Source organism: Streptomyces sp. NPDC003691 (genome assembly GCF_053981115.1).
The window spans coordinates 67113-88273 of sequence record NZ_JBSFNQ010000005.1 but is presented as its reverse complement, the minus strand read 5'-3'; the positions used below and the strand labels follow the sequence as shown (position 1 = coordinate 88273).

16 protein-coding genes are annotated in these 21161 nt (G+C 71.7%); 9 read left to right on the top strand and 7 right to left on the bottom strand.

Going from position 1 to position 21161, the window contains the following annotated elements; translation table 11 throughout:
* Positions 1–2: 2 nt before the first annotated feature.
* Both ACWDR0_RS04330 and ACWDR0_RS04325 read right to left on the bottom strand, forming a co-directional pair.
* A complete protein-coding gene (locus ACWDR0_RS04330; protein WP_456350091.1) occupies positions 3–773 on the bottom strand; it encodes a metal ABC transporter ATP-binding protein in 771 nt (256 codons plus the stop codon).
* Positions 770–1816, bottom strand: a complete 1047-nt coding sequence (locus ACWDR0_RS04325) for a metal ABC transporter substrate-binding protein (RefSeq protein WP_456350090.1) — start codon at positions 1814–1816, stop codon at positions 770–772. The genes ACWDR0_RS04330 and ACWDR0_RS04325 overlap by 4 nt, the downstream gene beginning before the upstream one ends.
* Before the next feature lie 175 nt (positions 1817–1991).
* On the opposite strand from ACWDR0_RS04325, the gene ACWDR0_RS04320 reads away from it, so the two are divergent.
* Both ACWDR0_RS04320 and ACWDR0_RS04315 read left to right on the top strand, forming a co-directional pair.
* A complete protein-coding gene (locus tag ACWDR0_RS04320) occupies positions 1992–3377 on the top strand; it encodes a glycine--tRNA ligase (protein ID WP_456350089.1) in 1386 nt (461 codons plus the stop codon).
* Between the two features lie 318 nt (positions 3378–3695).
* Positions 3696–3923, top strand: a complete 228-nt coding sequence (locus tag ACWDR0_RS04315) for a DUF6243 family protein (protein WP_456350088.1) — start codon at positions 3696–3698, stop codon at positions 3921–3923.
* Positions 3924–4201: 278 nt separating this feature from the next.
* Here ACWDR0_RS04315 and ACWDR0_RS04310 read toward each other — a convergent pair whose 3' ends face one another.
* A complete protein-coding gene (locus ACWDR0_RS04310; RefSeq protein ID WP_456350166.1) occupies positions 4202–5650 on the bottom strand; it encodes an MFS transporter in 1449 nt (482 codons plus the stop codon).
* Positions 5651–5723: 73 nt separating this feature from the next.
* Between ACWDR0_RS04310 and dusB the strand changes: the two genes are divergently transcribed.
* The 3 genes from dusB (at position 5724) to ACWDR0_RS04295 (ending at position 11732) form a co-directional block, all read left to right on the top strand.
* Complete coding sequence (dusB, locus tag ACWDR0_RS04305) at positions 5724–6911, top strand: tRNA dihydrouridine synthase DusB (protein WP_456350087.1); 1188 nt, start codon at positions 5724–5726, stop codon at positions 6909–6911.
* 448 nt (positions 6912–7359) lie between these two features.
* Positions 7360–10089: a pyruvate, phosphate dikinase gene (gene ppdK, locus ACWDR0_RS04300; protein ID WP_456350086.1), complete on the top strand. Its 2730-nt coding sequence runs from the start codon at positions 7360–7362 to the stop codon at positions 10087–10089.
* A 542-nt stretch (positions 10090–10631) separates the two neighbouring features.
* Positions 10632–11732 (top strand): ArsR/SmtB family transcription factor, encoded by a 1101-nt coding sequence (locus tag ACWDR0_RS04295; RefSeq protein ID WP_456350085.1) that lies wholly within the window; start codon positions 10632–10634, stop codon positions 11730–11732.
* Between the two features lie 188 nt (positions 11733–11920).
* Here the strand turns inward: ACWDR0_RS04295 and ACWDR0_RS04290 are convergent, their stop codons facing one another.
* The gene (locus ACWDR0_RS04290; RefSeq protein WP_456350084.1) at positions 11921–13960 is read right to left on the bottom strand and encodes an APC family permease; all 2040 of its coding nucleotides are present in this window, start codon (positions 13958–13960) and stop codon (positions 11921–11923) included.
* A gap of 206 nt (positions 13961–14166) precedes the next feature.
* Between ACWDR0_RS04290 and ACWDR0_RS04285 the strand changes: the two genes are divergently transcribed.
* The 4 genes from ACWDR0_RS04285 (at position 14167) to ACWDR0_RS04270 (ending at position 18794) form a co-directional block, all read left to right on the top strand.
* On the top strand, positions 14167–14826 hold the full coding sequence (locus tag ACWDR0_RS04285; protein WP_456350083.1) for a hypothetical protein: 660 nt from the start codon (positions 14167–14169) through the stop codon (positions 14824–14826).
* Positions 14827–15064: 238 nt separating this feature from the next.
* Positions 15065–15958 carry a putative protein N(5)-glutamine methyltransferase gene (locus ACWDR0_RS04280; RefSeq protein WP_456350082.1) on the top strand — a complete coding sequence of 298 codons (894 nt, stop codon included), beginning with the start codon at positions 15065–15067 and terminating at the stop codon, positions 15956–15958.
* Positions 15959–16284: 326 nt separating this feature from the next.
* A complete protein-coding gene (locus ACWDR0_RS04275) occupies positions 16285–17880 on the top strand; it encodes an MFS transporter (RefSeq protein ID WP_456350081.1) in 1596 nt (531 codons plus the stop codon).
* A gap of 206 nt (positions 17881–18086) precedes the next feature.
* Positions 18087–18794: a ScbR family autoregulator-binding transcription factor gene (locus tag ACWDR0_RS04270; RefSeq protein WP_456350080.1), complete on the top strand. Its 708-nt coding sequence runs from the start codon at positions 18087–18089 to the stop codon at positions 18792–18794.
* 82 nt (positions 18795–18876) lie between these two features.
* Here the strand turns inward: ACWDR0_RS04270 and ACWDR0_RS04265 are convergent, their stop codons facing one another.
* The 3 genes from ACWDR0_RS04265 to ACWDR0_RS04255 form a co-directional block, all read right to left on the bottom strand.
* Positions 18877–19500, bottom strand: coding sequence for a class F sortase (locus ACWDR0_RS04265; protein ID WP_456350079.1), 624 nt, complete (start codon positions 19498–19500; stop codon positions 18877–18879).
* Between the two features lie 135 nt (positions 19501–19635).
* Positions 19636–20196 (bottom strand): hypothetical protein, encoded by a 561-nt coding sequence (locus ACWDR0_RS04260; protein WP_456350078.1) that lies wholly within the window; start codon positions 20194–20196, stop codon positions 19636–19638.
* A 254-nt stretch (positions 20197–20450) separates the two neighbouring features.
* On the bottom strand, positions 20451–21056 hold the full coding sequence (locus ACWDR0_RS04255) for a Uma2 family endonuclease (RefSeq protein WP_456350077.1): 606 nt from the start codon (positions 21054–21056) through the stop codon (positions 20451–20453).
* Positions 21057–21161: the final 105 nt, after the last annotated feature.

Here is a 21161-nt window from a genome sequence, read left to right as displayed (position 1 = left end):
GGTCAGCCCAGCAGTCCGGTGCGGAGCGGCTCGTCGGCCGCATGCGGATGTACATGGTCGTGTCCGGGCAGCGCGTGCTGTCCCACGGCGCGCGGCGGCGGGCCGTCGTGGACCACGCAGCCGTCGCGCAGCACCACGGCCCGGTCGATCAGCGGCTCCACCGCGCCCAGCTCGTGCAGTACCAGCAGGACGGTGGTACCGGCCGCGACCTGGTCGCGCAGGGTCGCGGCAAGGACCTCCTGGCTGGCCAGGTCGACGCCCGCCATCGGCTCGTCCATGATCAGCAGCTCGGGTTCGCCGGCCAGCGCCCGGGCGATCAGCACCCGCTGGTGCTGGCCGCCGGAGAGCGCCTCCACCGGGTCCCCGGCCCGCTCGGCGAGCCCGACCAGGCCGATCGCCCGGTCGACGGCGGCTTTGTCGGCGCGGGACATCAGCCCGAACCGGGAGCGGGAGAGCCGTCCGGAGGAGACGACCTCGCGGATGGTCGCGGGGACCCCGCTGGCGGCCGTGGTCCGCTGCGGTACGTAGCCGACCCGCGCCCACTGGCGGAAGCGGCGCAGCTCGGTGCCGAAGAGTTCGGCCCGGCCCTCGGTGAGCGGCACCCGGCCGATGGCCGCGCGGACGGCGGTCGACTTGCCGGAGCCGTTGGCGCCGAGCAGGGCGACGACCTCGCCGCGGGCCACGGTCAGATCGACGCCGCGCAGGACGGGCCGGGCGCCGAGGGCGGCCCGGGCGCCCGTCAGCGCGACGGCGGGGGCCTCCGCGGTGCTCATTTCGCCCCCAGGGCCGTCTTGAGGGCCGTGAGGTTGGCGTTCATGACCTCGAAGTAGTCCCGGCCCTTCGACTTCTCCGTGATGCCCTCCAGGGGGTCGAGGACATCGGTGCGCAGACCGGCGTCCCCGGCGAGGGTCTTCGCGGTCCGGTCGCTGGCCAGGGTCTCGAAGAAGACTGTGGTCACCCGGTCCTGCCGGGCGACGGTCTGGAGCTCCTTGATCCGGGCGGGGCTGGGCTCGGCCTCGGGGGCGATCCCGGCGATGCCCTCCTGCTGGAGCCCGTACCGCTCGGCGAGGTGGCCGAAGGCGGAGTGGGTGGTGAGGAAGGTGCGGGTGGAGGTGTTCTTCAAGCCCTGCTCGAAGGAGGTGTGCAGCGCCTTCAGCTCGCCGACCAGCGCGTCGGTGTTCTTGCGGTAGTCGGCGGCGTTGTCCGGGTCGGCCTTGGCGAGCGCGGCGCCGACACCGTCGGCGACCTGGGCGTACTTCAGCGGGTCGAGCCAGATATGCGGATCGCCGGGGCCGTGGTCGTGACCGTCGCCCTCCGCGGCCGGGCTCTCGCCCTCCGCGGCGTGGTCGTGGCCGTCGCCCTCGGCTCCGTGGTCGTGCCCCTCGTGGCCGTCGCCGCCCTTCGCGCTCCCGGCCTGCTCCGCACGCTCCTCGGCGGGGTGCAGCTCGGTGTCCGCGAGCTTCGCCGCGTCGGTCTTGTGGTCGATGTCCGTCTTCTCGATGGCGCTGTCGACGGCGGGCTGGACGCCCTTGAGGTAGAGGATGTAGCCCGCCTTCTCCAGCTGGGCGGCCTGGCGGGGCTTGAGTTCCAGATCGTGCGGCTCGACACCCGGCTTGGTCAGGGTGGAGACCTTCACATGATCGCCGCCGATCCGCTCGGCGAGGAACTGCATCGGATAGAACGACGCCACCACCTTGAGCTTGCCGTCCTCCCGGCCGTCCGAGGCATCGGCGGTGGAGCAGGCCGACAGCGCGAGGAGACCGAGGGCGGCGGCTCCGGCGGTGACGGCGGTGGGTATCAGAGGGCGTACGTTCATGACAGTCATTTTCAACAAAATTGGAAACGATTGTCAACAAGATGGGTGGCGGGTGCATGGAAGGAGTGGGTCCGCTTCTCGCCGGGTACCTGATCGCCCTCGATTTGATCCCGGGGGCCCGCACGCCGGTAATCTGAAGCATTCGCCCAGCCGTCGTCCCTATGAAGAGAGCACCGTGGCCGCCGACAAGATCGACACGATCGTCAACCTGAGCAAGCGCCGTGGCTTTGTCTATCCCTGCAGCGAGATCTACGGTGGTCAGCGCGCCGCATGGGACTACGGACCGCTCGGTGTCGAGCTGAAGGAGAACATCAAGCGCCAGTGGTGGCGCTACATGGTCACCTCGCGCGAGGACGTCGTCGGAATCGACTCGTCGGTCATCCTGGCCACGGAGGTCTGGGAGGCGTCCGGCCACGTCGCCACCTTCTCCGACCCGCTCACCGAGTGCACCTCCTGCCACAAGCGTTACCGTGCGGACCACCTCATCGAGAGTTACGAGGAGAAGCACGGCGGCAAGTCGCCGGAGAACGGCCTCGCGGACATCAACTGCCCGCACTGCGGGACCAAGGGCGCCTTCACCGACCCCAAGCAGTTCTCCGGACTGCTCGCCACCCACCTCGGCCCCACCCAGGACTCGGGCTCCATCGCCTACCTGCGGCCCGAGACGGCCCAGGGCATCTTCACCAACTTCTCCCATGTCCAGCAGGCGTCGCGCAAGAAGCCGCCGTTCGGTATCGCGCAGATGGGCAAGTCCTTCCGGAACGAGATCACTCCGGGCAACTTCATCTTCCGGACCCGTGAGTTCGAGCAGATGGAGATGGAGTTCTTCGTCAAGCCGGGCGAGGACGAGCACTGGCAGCAGTACTGGATGGACCAGCGCTGGAACTGGTACACCGGCCTCGGCCTGCGCGAGGAGAACATGCGCTGGTACGAGCACCCGCAGGAGAAGCTCTCCCACTACTCGAAGCGCACCGCCGACATCGAGTACCGCTTCCGCTTCGGCGGCAGCGAGTGGGGCGAGCTGGAGGGTGTCGCCAACCGCACCGACTACGACCTGAACGCGCACTCCAAGGCGTCCGGCCACGACCTGTCGTACTTCGACCAGGAGGCCGGCGAGCGCTGGACGCCGTATGTCATCGAGCCCGCCGCCGGTGTCGGCCGGACGATGCTCGCCTTCCTCCTCGACGCCTACAACGAGGACGAGGCGCCGAACGCCAAGGGCGTCATGGAGAAGCGGACCGTGCTCCGGCTCGACCCGCGGCTCGCCCCGGTCAAGGTCGCGGTGCTGCCGCTCTCCCGCAACCCGCAGCTCTCCCCGAAGGCCAAGGGCCTGGCGGCGGACCTGCGGCAGAACTGGAACATCGAGTTCGACGACGCGGGCGCGATCGGCCGCCGCTACCGCCGCCAGGACGAGATCGGCACGCCGTTCTGTGTCACCGTCGACTTCGACACCCTCGACGACAACGCGGTGACCGTGCGCGAGCGCGACACCATGAAGCAGGAGCGGGTCTCCCTCGACCAGATCCAGGGCTACCTGGGCGCGCGCCTGGTGGGCTGCTGACCCCACGGGGAAGCGACGGCATACGGAGGCCGGCCGGACGGGACGTCCGGCCGGCCTCCGGCGCACCGGCCCCGCCGCGGCGGACCCCGCCCCGGTGATCCGAGCGGACGCGGTCCAACGCCGCACCCCGCCCCCCTCCGGCGCCGGAGGAAAACCGGATGCGCCCGGTGCGCCCGGCCCGGTAACGTCGGCGGCATGTACTCGTTCTTCCAGATCTACGAGTGAGAGCCGCGGCGGCGGCCCGGGCGGCGACCGCCCCGCCCCGCCACCTTCCGGCGACCCCCCAGTCATGTCTCACCCCGACGGGAGAACCACCCCATGGCCAAGAGCCGTAACAACCTCCTCGGTGTCGGCGGACAGCGCCGCAAGCCGGCCCGCCCCGGACAGCAGGGCCCCGGCCTCACCGGCGAATCCGACCGCCGCGTCGCGGCCGATCAGAAGACCGAGCTGCTGAACCGGATGCGGGCGCGGGCCCAGGGCACCGCCGCCCCCGCGGACGGCGCCGCCGACGAGGCCGCGCCCGAGACCGGCGGCCAGGACGGCTGAAACCGGTCGAGGTGCTCCGCCCGCCGAACGGCGGGGCACCGCGGCGACACCGCAGTGACACCCGGGACGGCCCCGGACCGCGATGCCCGCGGTCCGGGGCCGCGCCCGTTCCCGGCCCGTCTTCCCGTCCGAACTGCCCGACCGGCCGTCCGTCCGACTGCCCGACCGGCCGCATGGCCGTTTCCGGTCCCGCGCCCGTGCCCGCGCCCGCCGCACGGGCTTCCCGTTTCCGGCCCCTCTCCCGCCGCGCGGGCCTTGGCTGCCCCGGTGCGCCTGCCTCAGCCCGCCCGCGACGGCTCCTGGGCGACCTCCGGCTCCTGGAGGCGGGCCGCGCAGCCGAGCGCGGTGCGCCGGGCCCAGCGCCCGGTGGTCGCCGCGCCGACGAGCAGCACCACGGCCCCGCAGCCGGCGATGATCCACCACGCGGGGCGGCTCGCGTCGAGGAACGCCTCCGTCCGCCCGGCGCTCCGCGCCACCGTGCCCAGACCGAGGGAGACGCCCGCCGCCAGCACCGTACCGATCACCGCGACCCCGAGTGTCTGGCCGATCTGCCGGCTGGTGGAGGCCACCGCCGCCGCCACCCCCGCCTGGGCGCGCGGCATCCCGGAGACCGCCGTATTGGTGATCGGCGCGTTCACCAGGCCGAAGCCCAGCCCGAAGAGCACATACCCCGTGAAGAGCAGGGTGTTCGTGGCCTCCGCGTCGAAGGCGGCGAACAGCACCCCGCTCGCCGCCATCGCCGCCCCCGCCACCAGCAGCGGCACCCGGGGCCCGATCGCGCCGACCAGCCGCCCCGACAGCGGCGCCGCGACCAGCGTGACCGCCGCCATCGGCAGCATGTAGAGCCCGGCGTGCAGGGCGCTGTAGCCGCGGACCTCCTGGAGATAGAGGGTGTTCATGAACAGGAAGCCGCCGAGGGCCGCGAAGGCGGCGATCGCGATCACCGTCGCCCCGCTGAACGGCGCGCTGCGGAAGAAGCGGAGGTCGATCAGCGGCTCCCGGCGCCGGGGCTCGTAGATCAGCACCCCCAGCAGCGCCAGGGCCGCGACCACTCCGGCGACCGGGTCCGTCTCGATGATCGCGTAGGTCAGCGAGCCCAGCAGGACGATGATCAGCACCTGGCCCACGGGGTCGGCGCGCCGGGGCTTCGGGGCCCGGGACTCCGGGACGTACCGCCAGGTCAGCAGGAGCGCCAGCAGTCCGACGGGGATATTGACCCAGAAGACCGACCGCCAGCCGACCGAGTCCACCAGCAGCCCGCCGACCAGCGGGCCCGCGGCCATGGAGATACCGACGACCCCGCCCCAGACCCCGATCGCGCGGGCCCGCTCGGCCGGGTCGGTGAAGGTGTTGGTGATGATCGACATGGCCACCGGATTGAGCATCGAACCGCCGACCGCCTGCACCATCCGGAAGACCACCAGCAGTTCCAGGTCCGGGGCGAGCGAGCAGAGGGCCGAGCCGAGCGTGAACAGCACCAGTCCCGCCAGGAAGACCCGGCGCCGGCCGATCCGGTCGGCGGTCGACCCGGCGAGCATCAGCAGGGACGCCAGGACCAGGGTGTAGGCGTCGATGGTCCACTGGAGCCCGGAGACGGAGGCGTCCAGCTCCCGCCCGATGGACGGCAGCGCCACATTGAGGATGGTGTTGTCGAGGCTGACAATCAGCAGGCTCATGCAACAGATGCCGAGGACGAGCAGGCGGCGCCGCGAAGTGAGCTCGGACACATACATAGGTCGATAGTACGGTTAACTAACGAAGTCTGTCCGTCTGCCACGCGCCATACGCGACAATGGACGGATGACCACGCTCGCCACGTCCCCCGCCGCCCCGGCCGCGCCGGCCCCCGAGGCCCCGGCCGCCGCGCAGCTCGCCGTCGGCCCGCACGTGGTGCGGCCCCCGGTGGTGCTCGCGCCGATGGCCGGGATCACCAACGCCCCCTTCCGCACCCTGTGCCGGGAGTTCAGCGGGGGCAAGGGGCTCTTCGTGAGCGAGATGATCACTACCCGGGCGCTGGTCGAGCGCAATGAGAAGACCATGCAGCTCGTCCACTTCGACGCGACCGAGACCCCGCGGTCGATCCAGCTGTACGGCGTCGACCCGGTCACCGTCGGCAAGGCGGTCCGGATGATCGTCGACGAGGACCTCGCCGACCATATCGACCTCAACTTCGGCTGCCCGGTCCCCAAGGTCACCCGCAAGGGCGGCGGCTCCGCCCTGCCGTACAAGCGGCCCCTGCTCCGGGCGATCCTGCGCGAGGCCGTCGGCAACGCCGGCTCCCTGCCGGTGACCATGAAGATGCGCAAGGGCATCGACGACGACCATCTGACCTATCTGGACGCGGGCCGGATCGCCGTCGGCGAGGGAGTCACCGCCATCGCCCTGCACGGCCGGACGGCCGCCCAGCACTACGGCGGCACCGCCGACTGGGAGGCGATCGCCCGGCTCAAGGAGCATGTGCCCGAGATCCCGGTCCTCGGCAACGGCGATATCTGGTCCGCGGACGACGCGCTGCGGATGGTCCGGGAGACCGGCTGCGACGGTGTCGTGGTCGGCCGCGGCTGTCTGGGCCGCCCGTGGCTCTTCCGGGACCTGGTCGCCGCCTTCGAGGGCGGTACGGAGCGTACGGAGCCGGGGCTGCGCGAGGTGGCCGCGGTGATGGTGCGCCACGCGCGACTGCTGGGGGAGTGGATCGGGGACGAGTCCCGCGGTGTCATCGACTTCCGCAAGCACGTCGCCTGGTATCTGAAGGGCTTCTCGGTCGGCTCCGAGATGCGCAGGCGGCTCGCGGTCACCTCGTCCCTGGCGGAGCTGGAGGAGCAGCTCTCGCTGCTCGACCTCGACCAGCCGTGGCCCGAGGGCGCGGACGGGCCGCGCGGGCGGACGTCCGGGAACAACCGTGTGGTGCTCCCGGACGGCTGGCTCAAGGACCCGTACGACTGCGCGAGCGTCGCCGCGGACGCCGAGCTGGACACCTCGGGCGGCTGACGCCCTTTCCTCCCGATCTCCGGGCCTGTGAACCGCCCGTCGCCACTTTGGCGGCGGGCGGTTCCCGTGCGTCCGGATGATGGATTCCGGGGCTCTTCCCATGCGTGATTCTCGCCACCCTTGAGAACCCATCCGCTCGGATGAGCGGTTTTTGATCGACTGCACAACTCGCAAGGGTGGCACTCCGTGCCACCCGAATGCGTTCGACCTCTCACGATCATGGTCACCATCCGTCGATCCGCCGGGTGCGATCCGTTGCCGAAGGTGGCGGTGCGTTCAAGCTCTGAACGGGGAAGGTAAAGCCGTCTACCCGTCAGTTAACTTTCGATCCGGTGGCGGACGAGTGGTTACGGCCGTATGACGACCAAGTGGACGTACCCAGACGCCTTCGATCTGGGTATGTTCCTGGCCGTCAGGGCAGCCACCGAGCCTCGAAGGGTCGAGAGCCGTGTCGGAAAACAGAGACCTTCCCGATCAGACGTCCGAGCAGAAGTTCGTCTACGACTTCACCGAGGGCAACAAGGACCTCAAGGACCTGCTCGGCGGCAAGGGCGCCAACCTCGCCGAGATGACCAATCTCGGGCTGCCCGTCCCTCCGGGCTTCACGATCACCACCGAGGCGTGCAAGGTCTACCTCGACAGCGGTGACGAGCCGGCCGCCCTCCGGTCCGAGGTGAGTGCGCACCTCGACGCCCTGGAGCGGCGGATGGGCAAAAAGCTCGGCGAGCCCGCCGACCCGCTGCTGGTGTCGGTCCGCTCGGGCGCCAAGTTCTCCATGCCCGGGATGATGGACACCGTCCTGAACATCGGTCTCTCCGACGCCTCCGTGACCGGGCTGGCCGCGCAGGCGGGCGACGAGCGGTTCGCCTGGGACTCCTACCGGCGGCTGATCCAGATGTTCGGCCGGACCGTCCTCGGGGTCGACGGCGAACTCTTCGAGGAGGCGCTGGAGGAGGCCAAGGAGGCCAAGGGCGTCACCGTGGACACGGATCTCGACGCCGCCGATCTGAAGCAGCTGGTCAAGCGGTTCAAGAAGATCGTGAAGACCGAGGCCGGACGGGACTTCCCGCAGGACGCCCGGGAGCAGATGGACCTGGCGATCAAGGCCGTCTTCGAATCGTGGAACGGCGACCGGGCCCGGCTCTACCGCCGCCAGGAGCGCATCCCCAACGATCTGGGCACCGCCGTCAACGTCTGCTCGATGGTCTTCGGCAATCTCGGCCCCGACTCCGGCACCGGGGTCGCCTTCACCCGTGACCCCGCCAGCGGCCAGCAGGGCGTCTACGGCGACTACCTCCAGAACGCCCAGGGCGAGGACGTGGTCGCAGGCATCCGCAACACCGTGCCGCTCGCCGAGCTGGAGACGATCGACAAGGCGTCGTACGACCTGCTGATGCGGATCATGGAGACGCTGGAGAACCACTACCTGGACCTCTGCGACATCGAGTTCACCATCGAGCGCGGAAAGCTCTGGATGCTCCAGACCCGGGTCGGCAAGCGGACCGCGGGCGCCGCCTTCCGGATCGCCACCCAGCTCGTCGACCAGGGGCTGATCGACGAGGCCGAGGCCCTGAAGCGGGTCAACGGCGCCCAGCTGGCCCAACTGATGTTCCCCCGCTTCGACGAGGACGCCAAGGTCGAGCTGCTCGGCCGCGGTATCGCCGCCTCGCCGGGCGCCGCGGTCGGCAAGGCCGTCTTCGACTCGTACACCGCCGTCAAGTGGTCCCGCTCCGGCGAGAAGGTCATCCTCATCCGCCGGGAGACCAACCCGGACGACCTGGACGGGATGATCGCCGCCGAGGGCATCCTCACCTCCCGCGGCGGCAAGACCTCCCATGCGGCGGTCGTCGCCCGCGGGATGGGCAAGACCTGTGTCTGCGGCGCCGAGGACCTGGAGGTCGACACCAAGCGCCGGCGGATGACGGTCGGCGGCACCGTGGTGGAGGAGGGCGACCTGGTCTCCATCGACGGCTCCACCGGCAAGGTGTACCTCGGTGAGGTGCCGGTCGTGCCCTCCCCGGTCGTCGAGTACTTCGAGGGCCGGATGCACGCGGGCGCCGACGACGCCGACGAACTGGTCGGCGCCGTACACCGGATCATGGCGTACGCGGACCGGGTGCGCAGACTGCGGGTCCGGGCCAACGCCGACAACGCCGAGGACGCCCTCCGCGCCCGGCGGTTCGGCGCCCAGGGCATCGGCCTCTGCCGTACGGAGCACATGTTCCTCGGCGAGCGGCGCGAGATGGTGGAGCGGCTGATCCTCGCCGACCACGACGAGGAGCGGGCCGAGGCGCTGGAGCGGCTGCTGCCGCTCCAGCGGAAGGACTTCACCGAGCTGTTCGAGGCGATGGACGGGCTGCCGGTGACGGTCCGGCTGCTCGACCCGCCGCTCCACGAGTTCCTCCCCGACATCACCGAACTCTCGGTACGGGTGGCGCTCGCCGAGTCCCGCAAGGACCACAACGAGAACGACCTGCGGCTCCTCCAGGCCGTGCACCGGCTGCACGAGCAGAACCCGATGCTGGGGCTGCGCGGGGTCCGGCTCGGTCTGGTGATCCCCGGCCTCTTCGCCATGCAGGTACGGGCGATCGCCGAGGCCGCTGCCGCCCGCAAGGACGCCAAGGGCGACCCGCGCGCCGAGATCATGATCCCGCTGGTCGGCACGGTCCAGGAGCTGGAGATCGTCCGCGACGAGGCCGAGTCCGTGATCGCCGAGGTCGAGGCGGCCACCGGCACCACCCTGAAGCTGGCCCTCGGCACCATGATCGAGCTGCCGCGCGCGGCGCTGACCGCCGCTCAGATCGCCGAGGCCGCCGAGTTCTTCAGCTTCGGCACCAACGACCTCACCCAGACCGTCTGGGGCTTCTCCCGGGACGATGTGGAGGCGAGCTTCTTCACCGCCTACCTGGAGAAGGGCATCTTCGGGGTATCGCCCTTCGAGACCATCGACCAGGACGGCGTCGGCTCCCTGGTCCGCAGCGCCGTGGCGGCCGGCCGGGCCACCCGTCCCGATCTCAAGCTGGGCGTCTGCGGTGAGCACGGCGGCGACCCGGAGTCGGTGCACTTCTTCCACGAGGTGGGCCTCGACTACGTGTCCTGCTCGCCCTTCCGGATCCCGGTGGCCCGGCTGGAGGCCGGGCGGGCGGCGATCGAGTCGCGGGGCAGCGATTCGCGCTGACCTTCGAACTCCGGGCCCGCCGCCGTCCGTACCCCATCCCTCAACGGGCGGCGGCGGTCCCGGAACCCAGAACGGAAGGAGCGGGCGCCTTGTGCGGGGCGCCCGCTCCTTCGCTGCTTAGTCGGCTCTTCTGTGCAACTCCCGTTTCCGGTGTACATCCACTGTTTGCGCGACTTCCATAAAGTCGTTGCTGAATTCGTCCCTGCAGCCCCGTCCGTTAACTAACGGAGGTTGCCATTCCGCCCCGGGACACGGGCGGGGCGCGGCCCGTGGATCCCCATCCTCGGGCCGCGCCCCATTACCCCGGCCGGACAGGGAGCCGCACCTTCTGTCACCCGCCGCCGGACGATGCAAAGCCCCCCACGGTCTTCGCTACGTCCATCGGAGACAGAAGGAACCTGTCCGACGCGGTACAGCCTTTCGGTTCGCACCCGTCCCGGGCGAGGCTTTTCAACTCTGGCTGAAACTCCGTGGTAACCGGTTGTGATGGTGTGCATACTCAGTGGTAGGGGGCGATTGCTCATGCAACAGGTGGGGGTTCAGTGCTCCGTATCCATTTCTCCGGCGACGATCTGGCCCGAGTGAGAATGGCCGCGAAACCGGATGTCCTGTGGGAGACCATTCTCAGTTTTCATCGATTGAGGGAGCGCCGACGTGCGGTGATGTTCGGGGAATGGCGATCGGAAACCCGGGCCAGGTTGAATGGTGAAACAAGCCTGCTGGCCGCCGTCGTACCGCCAAGAGGCTATTTTCCGGACTTTCTGACCCCGCCGGAAGGCGGTGGCGGTCTTGAATCGGGCCTCGCGGCGATACGCGCCACCGCCCCGGCCCGACTTCTTTCCGAACTGACTCTGGCTTCAGCATCCCGTGCATCCGCCCGTGCAGGCGGCCGTGCACCGGGATCCGCGCCCGGACCTGCGCCGGGAGCCGGCGGCACCGCCGAGCGGCCCCAGGCGCCGCCGGCCGCCACCCCCGCCCCGGCCCCCGCGGTCGCCGCACTCGCCGAGGGGCGGCCCGGTTCCATGTCCCGGCTGCTGACCACGGTCCGCAGCTACTACCGGGCCGCGGTGGAACCGTACTGGCCGCATATTCAAGCCAGAGTCGAAGCCGATCGCGCCGCTCGCGGCCGGGCGCTGCTCGACGGGGGAGCCGCCGAACTCCTCTGCTCGCTGCCGCCCGTGTTCCGCTGGCGGGCGCCGGTGCTGGAAGCCGACTACCCCGTCGACCGCGAACTCCGGCTCGACGGCCGGGGGCTGCTGCTCCAGCCCTCCTTCTTCTGCCGGGACACCCCCGTCGTCCTGCGGGACGGCGCGCTGCCGCCGGTCCTGGTCTACCCCGTCGACCATCCGCCCGACCCGGTCTTCGGCGAGGCGGCCACCGCGCTCGCCCCCTCCCTGGGACGGCTCGTCGGGCATACCCGCTCGGCCGTTCTCCAGGCCATCCGCCACGGCTGCACCACCAGTGAACTGGCCCGCAGGGCGGGTGTCTCCCTCGCCTCGGCCAGCCAGCACGCGGCCGTACTGCGGGAGGCCGGGCTCGTCCTCACCCTCCGCCACGGGAACGCCGTACTCCACACCCTCACCCCGCTGGGCGCGGCCCTGCTGCGGGGCGGGGCCCCCGCGGAGGCCTCCACCGCCGGCTGAGCGGCGGGCCGGGCGGACCACATCACGGTCCGGTCGTACACCGGCCGGCGCGTACGGCGCGTACGGTCCGGACCGTCCGGTGTCCCGGTCACCGGTCCACCCGGCCGGAACAGGGCGGCGCCGGGGACCCGTGAGTCCCCGGCGCCCGCACTCCCGCACCCCGGGGCCGTACTCCGGGGCCGTACGGCTCAGCTCTCCCGGGCCCCGGCCCCGGGACCGTCCGCGGCCCCGCCACCGGCCCGGCGCTCCGGGTCCGCCAGCCGGAACCGCAGCCGGCAGATCACCGCCTCGGTGTCCCGGCGCACCGCGTGCGCCAGCACCGCGCCCCGCTGGTTCTGGAGCACCCGCTGCCACCAGCGGTCCGGCTCCACCTCCGGAATCAGCACCGTCACCCGGGTGTTCGGGTGGTACTTGTACACCCGCCGGACGTACTCCGACACCGGCCGCCCTATCCGGCGGTGCTCCGAATGCAGCTCCACCAGGTCCACCCCCGGGTTCCACAGCTCCCAGTCCCGGCGCAGCGCCCGCGCCGTCTCCCGGTCCTCCGGGTCGGTGTGCGTGACCGTCACCGCCCGCACCTCGTCCCCCAGCGACACCGCCGCGTTCACCGCCTCGCAGGTCAGCCGGGAGAGATGCGATACGGGGACGATGACCAGCGACCGGTCCCGGTGCGGCGCCTCCGGTACCCGGCCCAGCCCGATGCGCTCGTCGATCCGCCCGTACGCCCGGTGCACCCGCTCGAAGAGCACCACCAGCGCGGGCAGCGCGATCACGATCAGCCAGGCGCCCTCGGTGAACTTGGTCGCGGTGACCACCAGTGCGCTGACTCCGGTCAGCACCGCCCCGAACCCGTTGAGCGCCGCCCGCCGGGCCCACCCCGGTGAACGCACCGTACGCCAGTGGATCACCATCCCGGTCTGGCAGATCGTGAAGCCCACGAAGACCCCGATGGCGAAGAGCGGTACCAGGGTGTTGGTGTCCCCGCCGGAGAAGAACAGCAGCAGCGCGGCGACCGCCGCCAGCGCCGCCACGCCGTGCCGGTGGACCTCCCGGTCGGCCTTCAGCCGGAAGACATGCGGCAGATAGTTGTCCCTGGCCAGCAGCGACATCAGCACCGGCAGCCCGCCGAACGAGGTGTTCGCGGCCAGCGCCAGCAGGACGACCGTCGCGAACTGCACCACATAGAAGCCCCAGTTGTGGCCGAGTGAGGCATCGGCCAGCTGCGCCAGTACGGTCACACCCTCGACGGGCTGGAGGTGGAACCGGCCGATCAGCACCGACAGGCCGATGAGCATCACCCCCAGCAGGGCGCCCAGCGCGATCTCCGTGTGCTGGGCCCGCCGGGCGGCCGGGGCACGGAACGACGGCACCGCGTTGGCGACCGCCTCCACGCCCGTCAGCGCCGAGCAGCCCGAGGCGAACGCCTTGAGCAGCAGCAGCGCGCCGACCGCAGTGGCGTTCTCGCCCAGGACCGTGGCATGTCCGTCGGCCGTCGCCGTGGACACCGGGCCGGACCGGAACAGCCCGACCGCGATCAGGGTGAGGATCGAGCCGACGAAGACCGCCGTCGGCACGATGAACGCCTTCGCCGAGTTCACGATGCCCCGCAGGTTGACCGCGGTGACCAGGACCAGCACCCCCAGGCAGAGCGGCAGCCGGTCGTCGTAGAGGGAGGGGAAGGCCGAGGTGAGGGCCGCGACCCCGGCGGTCACGGAGACCGCGACATTGAGCACGTAGTCGAGGACGAGGGAGGCGGCCGCGGTGAGCGAGGTCCGCCGCCCGAGATGGCGGCGGGCGACCGCGTACGCACCGCCGCCGTCCGGGAAGGCGGCGATCACCTGGCGGTACGAGGCCACCAGCACGGCCAGCAGAGCGGCGATCGCCAGGGTGACCGGCAGGGTGTAGCCGAGCCCCGCCGCCCCCGCGGCCGCCAGGACCAGGACGATGGCCTCCGGCCCGTACGCCACCGACGCCATCGCGTCCAGGGAGAGCGCGGCCAGCCCCTGGAGGGCGGTCAGCTTGTGCCGCTCCCGGTGGCCGCGGTGGAACGCGAGCGGCGGCCCCCCGGCCTCCGTCGGACCCCCGGCCTCCGGGCGGCGGTCCGGTCCCGGCGGCCGGTCCGGGGCCGCGAGGCCCGCCGGAGCGTCCGTCCCGAACCGTTCCGGCCTTCCGGACGGCGGCCCCGCCGGATCCCCGGCCGTGCCGCGCGGCGTGGAGATTCTGCTCATCGTGCTGGTCCCCCTCCTGGCCCGGCCCCCGCGCCGGGGGCCGCCCCCAGAGTGAAGGCGCCGATTTCCCGCCACGGGCCGTCTTGTCACGTCCCTTGCGCCCCGGCGACGGGTCTTCACGGGATGTTGACGCGATGCGTACGGAAAGCGTCAGCACGCCCACCGGGACGGCGACGAACGGGCCCCGCGGGCCTACGCTCCGGGCCATGGGATCTCAGCGCCGGGACGGTGGGCCGGGAAAGCACGGGAAGTACCGGAGATTCGGGCAACGTGAGGAGCGCGGCGAGCGCGACGGACCCGGGAGGTCCCCGCTCGACGGGGGCGGCCGGTGCCCCGGCCGGGACACCGGCCCCGGTGCCGTACTCGCCGAGGACGGCCGGTGGACCCACGATCTGTGGGCCGCGGCCTTCTGCTCCCTCGCCCTGCTGATCCTGCTCCATATCGTCGACTTCGGCGGCGGCACTCTCGACGCCCCGCGCTCCGCGCTCTGGACCGGCCTCGCCGGACTGCTGTTCGCCGTGCTCTACCCGCCCCGGGTGACGGTGTGCCGGGACCGGCTGACCGTCCGCGGACTGCTCCGCGAACGGTGCGTCCGCACCGACCTGCTGACCCGGGTCGCCCGCCGCGAGGGCATCTCCCAGCGCGTCGTCCTGGTCGACGCGGCCGGGGGCCGGGTGGAGGTCGACCCGATGACCCTCACCGCGAACCCGCTGATCTGGCACGAACTCGACCGGGGCGCACGCCGTTCGCGGGAGAGCGGGCTGCTGCGCACCGGCACCCGGGTCCTGGACGGACTCCGTGCACGGATGGCCGATGTCGAGACGGAGCGGGCCCGCGCGGTCTTCGACGCCTCCGGACTGAGCTGAGCGCGCGGTCCCGGTGCCGGGCGGGAACCGCCGGGATAGAGTGGCCGTCCCGCGTCCGGCAGCCCCGTGCCGCACGGTACGCGGGCACGGAGCCACGACGGACGAACGAGGAGGTGAGCCCGATTTCCGCTGTGCAGGACCGGGTGCTCCTCGCGTACGGCCGGACGACGGCCGGGACGGCCCACCGGCAGAGGTGAGAGCCGTGGAGCGCCCTTCGGAAACCCGGAAGGCCCCCACCATGCCCTTGTCGCACCCCTTTTCCCCGGACCCCCTCACCACCTCCTCGCCCGCTGCGCCTGCTGCGTTCTCCTCCGACGCCGCCGTGGATCCTGCGCCCGCCGTCGACCCCGCTTTCTCCGCTGACCCCGCCCCCGTCGCGGCCCGGCTCCGCGCGGCCGGCTGCGTCTTCGCCGAGGAGGAGGCCGGACTGCTGGTCTCCGCGGCGGACACCCCCGCCCGGCTCGCCGAACTGGTGGAGCTGCGGGCCGCCGGACGCCCGCTGGAACACGTCGTCGGCTGGGCCGGGTTCGCCGGGCTGCGGATCTCCGTGGACCCCGGGGTGTTCGTCCCCCGGCGCCGTACGGAGTTCCTCGTCCGGCTGGCCCTCGGCCTCGCCCCGCCCCGGGCCGTCGTCACCGATCTGTGCTGCGGCTCCGGCGCGCTGGGTGCCGCCCTCGCGGCCGGAGTGCCGGGCGCGGAACTCCACGCCGCCGATATCGACCCCGCCGCGGTGCGCTGCGCCCGCCGCAATGTGCTGCCCTTCGGCGGCCGGGTGTACGAGGGCGACCTCTACGCCCCGCTGCCGCCGGCCCTGCGGGGGCGGGTGGACGTGCTGCTGGCCAATGTGCCGTACGTACCCACCGGGGAGATCGGGCTGCTGCCGGCCGAGGCCCGGGAGCACGAGGCGCGGGTGGCGCTCGACGGGGGCGCGGACGGGCTCGACGTGCTGCGGCGGGTCGCGGCCGGGGCGGGGGAGTGGCTGGCGCCCGGTGGCAGTCTGCTCTTCGAGACGGGTGACCGGCAGGCCGAACGGGCCCTGGACATCGTGGCGGACGCCGGGCTGAGCCCCGAGGCGGCGCACTCCGACACCTGGTGGGCGACCGTCGTCATCGGGACGCGCACCAGCCCCTGAACGGGCATCACCCGGCGGTTGCCGTCTCAGAAACAGACTCTTTCGGCTGTAAATTTTTCCCCGCCGCAGGGCGCGAACGCATGCGTCGCGGCCGGGACCCTCATCCCCCGACATCGAGTAACACCTGTTCAGTCAGCGTGTGTTGAGGGTTGGGCCACCTCCGGATCGGGTTGCGAGGCTGGGTCCCTGGTCCGTTGTTGATCGCAAAGAAACCGGCAGCGGTGTAGAGAAAACCGCCACGTCGGTTTTATATTGGCGCAGTCCTCACCCCGGGAGAGCGGCCTCGGCCGGTCCCTCAGGGGTCAACGCCCTGTGAAAGGCTTGAAGTGACGGAACGTCATCCGCGACGCTGGCTGATTCTGGTGGTGCTCTGCCTGAGCACTCTGGTGCTGGTGATCGACAACATGGTGCTTGCCGTGGCCATCCCCGCGATCACCAAGGACCTGGGTGCCACCAACCGGGACATCCAGTGGATCCTCGACTCCTACATGCTGGTCTTCGCCGGTCTGCTGCTGACCGCGGGCAGCCTCTCCGACCGCTTCGGCCGGCGGAAGGTGATGATCGTCGGACTGGTGGTCTTCGGCGCGGCGTCCATGATCGCCACCTGGGCCACCAGCCCCGGACAGCTCGTTCTGGGCCGGACGCTGATGGGCGTCGGCGGTGCGCTGGTGATGCCGAGCACGCTCTCCATCCTGGTCACCGTCTTCGACGAGGACGAGCGGCCGAAGGCGATCGCCGCCTGGTCCGCGGTGGCGATGGTCGGCCTGGTCGGCGGTCCGGTCCTCGGCGGCGCGCTGATCGCCGACTTCTGGTGGGGTGCCGTCTTCCTGATCAACATCCCGGTCGCGGTGCTGGCGATCGTGGCGGCGCTGGTGCTGATGCCGGAGTCCAAGGGCCCCTGGCGGAAGGCGGACCCCGTCGGGATGGTGCTCTCGATGGCCGGAATGACCGCCCTGGTCTGGACGGTCATCGAACTGCCGAAGGGCGGTCTCGGGCACACCGGTACCCAGGTCTCGCTGGCCGTCGCCCTGGTGGGGCTGGTCGGTTTCGCGGTCTGGGAGACCCGCACCGCGTCGCCGATGGTCCCGCTCTCCCTCTTCCGCAACAAGGTCTTCACGGGCGCCAGCCTCTCGATCGTCCTGCTGACCTTCGCCAACGGCGGTCTGATGCTGGTGCTCACCCAGTACCTCCAGTTCGTCCTCGACTACAGCGCCACCGCGGCCGGGCTCGCCTTCACCCCGCTGGCGGTGACGACCCTGCTGTTCAACGCCGTCGGTGCGGCCCTGCTGGCAAGGATCGGGAACCGGGTCGTCGCCGTGACCGGGCTCCTCACCATCGCGGCCGGCTTCGCCGTACTGTCGACGCTCTCCCGGGGCGACGGCTGGGGCGTGCTCGTCGCGGCGATGGTCCTGATGGGGGCGGGCAGCGGCCTCGCGATGCCGGCCGTGATCTCCGCGCTGATGGGTGCCGTCCCGAAGGAGCACGCCGGTGTCGGCTCCGCCCTCAACGACACCGTCCAGCAGGCGGGCGCGGCCCTCGGTGTCGCCGCCATCGGTGCCGTGCTCTCCAGCGGATACTCCGACGGGATGCCGGCCACGGTGCCCCACGCGGCCCGCGAGTCCATCGGCTACGCGATGGACCTGGCCGAACGGACCGAGGACGGCGCACTGCTGGAGGTGGCGGCCGCCGCTTTTACTACGGGCATGTCCCACAGTTTCCTGGTGGGCGCCGCGGGGGTACTGATAGCCGCGACCCTGGCGGCCATGCTGGTCCGGAACCCCGGCGACGCCGGGCGCGGCGAGCCGCCCGCGGGCCACGGCGCGCAGTCCGGGGGTGAGCGCGATGCCCGTCCCGGCGGCGGGGAGTGGGAGCCGGGTGCCGCGGAAGCGGCGGCGGACGGCGATCTGCTGCCCAACCGCTGACCCGGCCCGGTTCCCTTCCTCCCCGCGGCTCCCGTACGGGCGGGGGACCGGATCCGCCCCCGGCCCGCACGGGCCGGGGGCGCGGGAGGGGGTAAGCCGTGGTCCGGGGCGGCGACCGGAACGTTGCCGATACCGGACCGCGAGGGGCCACGTTAGAATCAGACCGTTCGGTCTTTTTTCACGCAGCGGCGGTTAGGGGGCGCCTTGTGGCGCAACAGGAGCGGGCCATCCGCACACGGCAGAAGATCATCGTGGAAGCGGCCAGGGTGTTCGACGAAGTCGGATACGAGGCGACGAAGATCACCGACATTCTCGAACGGGCGGGACTGACCAAGGGCGCCCTCTACTTCCACTTCGAGTCCAAGCGGGAGCTCGCCCAGGCGGTGCTCGACGCCCAGGCCGACGTACTGCCGGAGATCACGCCGCACGAGCTGAAGCTCCAGGAGGCGATCGACGGAGCCCAGGTGCTCTCGCATCTGCTCCAGCCGAAGACCGGTGACCCGATCTTCCAGGGGAGTGTGCGGCTCACCGTGGACGCGGGCTCGGCCAGGGACGGGCTGGACCGGCGGGTTCCCATGCAGGCATGGAACGAGATCAACCAGATCAAATTCCGGGAGGCGCAGGCCAACGGCGAGTTGCTGCCGCACCTGAACATCGAGGCGGTCTCCTGGATGATGACCGCGACCTTCACCGGCACCCAGGTGATGTCCAGCATCATGACCAACCGTCAGGACATGCCGGAGCGGATGGCCGATCTGCACCGCTCGCTGATGGCGTCGATCGCCGTCCCCGGTGTGCTGGCCCGGCTCGACTTCTCGACGGAGCGGGGGCGGCGGCTGTACGAGCAGGCGGTGAAGGGAGCCGCCCGGCCCCCGCGCACCGGCGGCAGCGAGGCATCGCCCGCGGCGGGGTGACCGGGGGCACGGCGGAGGGCGGCGCGGCCGGAGCGCTGCCCTTCAGCCTTCGGCTCACCGGGGTCCGGAAGGCATGGCGCCGTCATGCCTTCCGGACCCCGATGAGATGGGCGTACGCGACCACATTGCCCCGGTAGCCGGTCTTCTTGCTGAAGCCGCCGCCGCAGGTGATCACGCGGAGTTCGGCGCGGTCCTTCGGGCCGTACACCTTGGTGTCCGGGAATGCCTCGGCCTCGTACACCTCGATGGCGTCGATGGTGAACACGGCCACCCGCCGGTCGGCCCGCACCACCTCGATCCGGTGGCCCTTCTCCAGGGCGCCGAGGGCGTAGAGGGCGGCCGGGCCGCTCGCGTTGTCGACATGGCCGGCGATCACGGAAGTGCCGCGGGAGCCCGGCGGGGTGCCCTCCCGGTACCAGCCGACCAGATTCCGGTTCTCCGCGGGCGGGACGTCCAGACTGCCGTCCCGGCCGAGCCCCAGCCCGACGAACGGGGTGTCGACGTCGATGTCCGGAATCCGGAACCGCAGCGGCTGGGACGGCGGCAGGGGGTCGGCCGCGGCATCCGTGTGGAAGCGGGGGCCCGCCGCGAAGGCCTGGGCGGCGGAGGGGACGGGCGGGGTCACGTCCTGCGCGCCGTCGTGGACGAGCCAGAGCCCGGCGCAGACGGCGGCGGCCAGACACCACCCCTTGGCGTTGGCGCTCAACGGTCCTCCACGGTGCGATCGCGACTGCGGGGGCAAAACCGCGGGGGAAAACCGCGGGGCACGGCGGAACCCCCCGCTCCCGCCGGACCGCCCGGCGGTGCCGGGCTCCGGGGGAGCGGGGGCGGGGCGGGCCCGTCAGCCGTTCTGCGCGCCTTTCGCCCGGCGGCGCAGCAGCAGGGCCCCGCCGACGGCGGCCGCGGCCAGTACCGCCGCGCCCGCCGCGACCTGGGTGCCGTCCGGGCCCACGCTGCCGCCGAGCCCGGTTCTGACATGCCCGCTGGGCTGCTCGTGGTGCGATCCGCCGGAGTCCTCACCGGTGCCGTGCCCGTTGTTCCGGTGCCTTATCACCACATCGCCCGAGCTGCGCTTGCCGTTTTTGCACCGCACCTCGACGCGGTAGCTCCCGGCCTCGATTCCGCTGGGCACCCGGAATTCCCCGACCACGGACTCCCGGTGCGATCCCGGCGACAGATGGAACTCGTCCACCCCGAGCGACCGCGCGTCACCCGTGCCGTGCCCGTCCCGCCCGCAGGCCGTGGTGTTGACCGTGACGGTGCTCCCCGGCTCGGCGGTGGAGGGAAAGACCTCCAGCGACCCCTGGTCCCCGGCGTACGCCGCTCCTGCGGCGCCGAGGCCGAGTCCTGTGGTCGCGACTGCCAGCGCGGCGCTGGTCAGCAGTCGGGCGGTGGTGCGCATGGTCTCCTCCGGGGAGCGCGGGTGGCCCTCGGGCCTCGGGTCCGTCCCCTCCGAGATAAGTCCCACCCCGCGCCCCACGCCTGCTGAAATATCGTCAGATCGCCTCGCCTCACCCGGCGTGTCGCCCTGGACGCCGGACGTTACCGCAGGTCAGGGCGGTCTCCCGAGTTACGGCGGGGGCCGCGCCGATCGGGTGACGGGCGGCCCGCCGGGCCGGGTGCGGGGAGGTGGAGCGCGGGGCGCCGGGCGGCGGCTCAGCCGGTGCCGAAGCCTGCCGTGTCGAGGTCGAACCCGAAGGGCGCCGGAATCGGCAGCGGTTTGCCGAAGGGCTTGGTGGTCCGGGAGCGGTAGCCCTGCGGCGAGGGGTCCCAGAAGGCCGTGACTTCGTCGCTCTGCATATCGAGAACGAGATAAACGGGCACCGTGCGCCCGTACACCTCCAGCTTGTCCGCCCAGTCGGCGTCCCGTGTGGTGACCGACGTGAACTCCGCCACCAGGGACAGCGCCTCGCCGTCGGCGTGCCGCCCCTCGGCGTCGAAAGCGCGCTCGTCGGCCACATGAAGATCGGGCCCGAAGGCCCGGCCGGAGTGGGGGAAGACGAACAGGAACGGCGACGTGTCCGCGTCGTGCCCGTCGGGAGCGTGGGCCGCGAGCTGCTGCCTGAGCAGTTTCATCGGCCGCTTGTAGCGCAGCCTCGACCACGGTGACACGACGATCTTCCCCCGGATGACTTCGGCCTTGTAGCCGTCAGGTGTGTCGAGCTCCTCCACCGTCCGGAGCAGGCTGTCGAAGTACGCCGGGGTACTCGCGTCGGTCACTTCGGCGGTTGAGGCGCCCGCCGGCGCCGGCCGTTCCGTCATGGTGGTCACGGTAGCTCTCCGTACTCGCTCGCGCAGGTGCGCGCTCGCACCGTAGGTCCCGGTTCACGGCCGAGGGGCGGGAATCCGTGGGGCTCACCCGTCCGG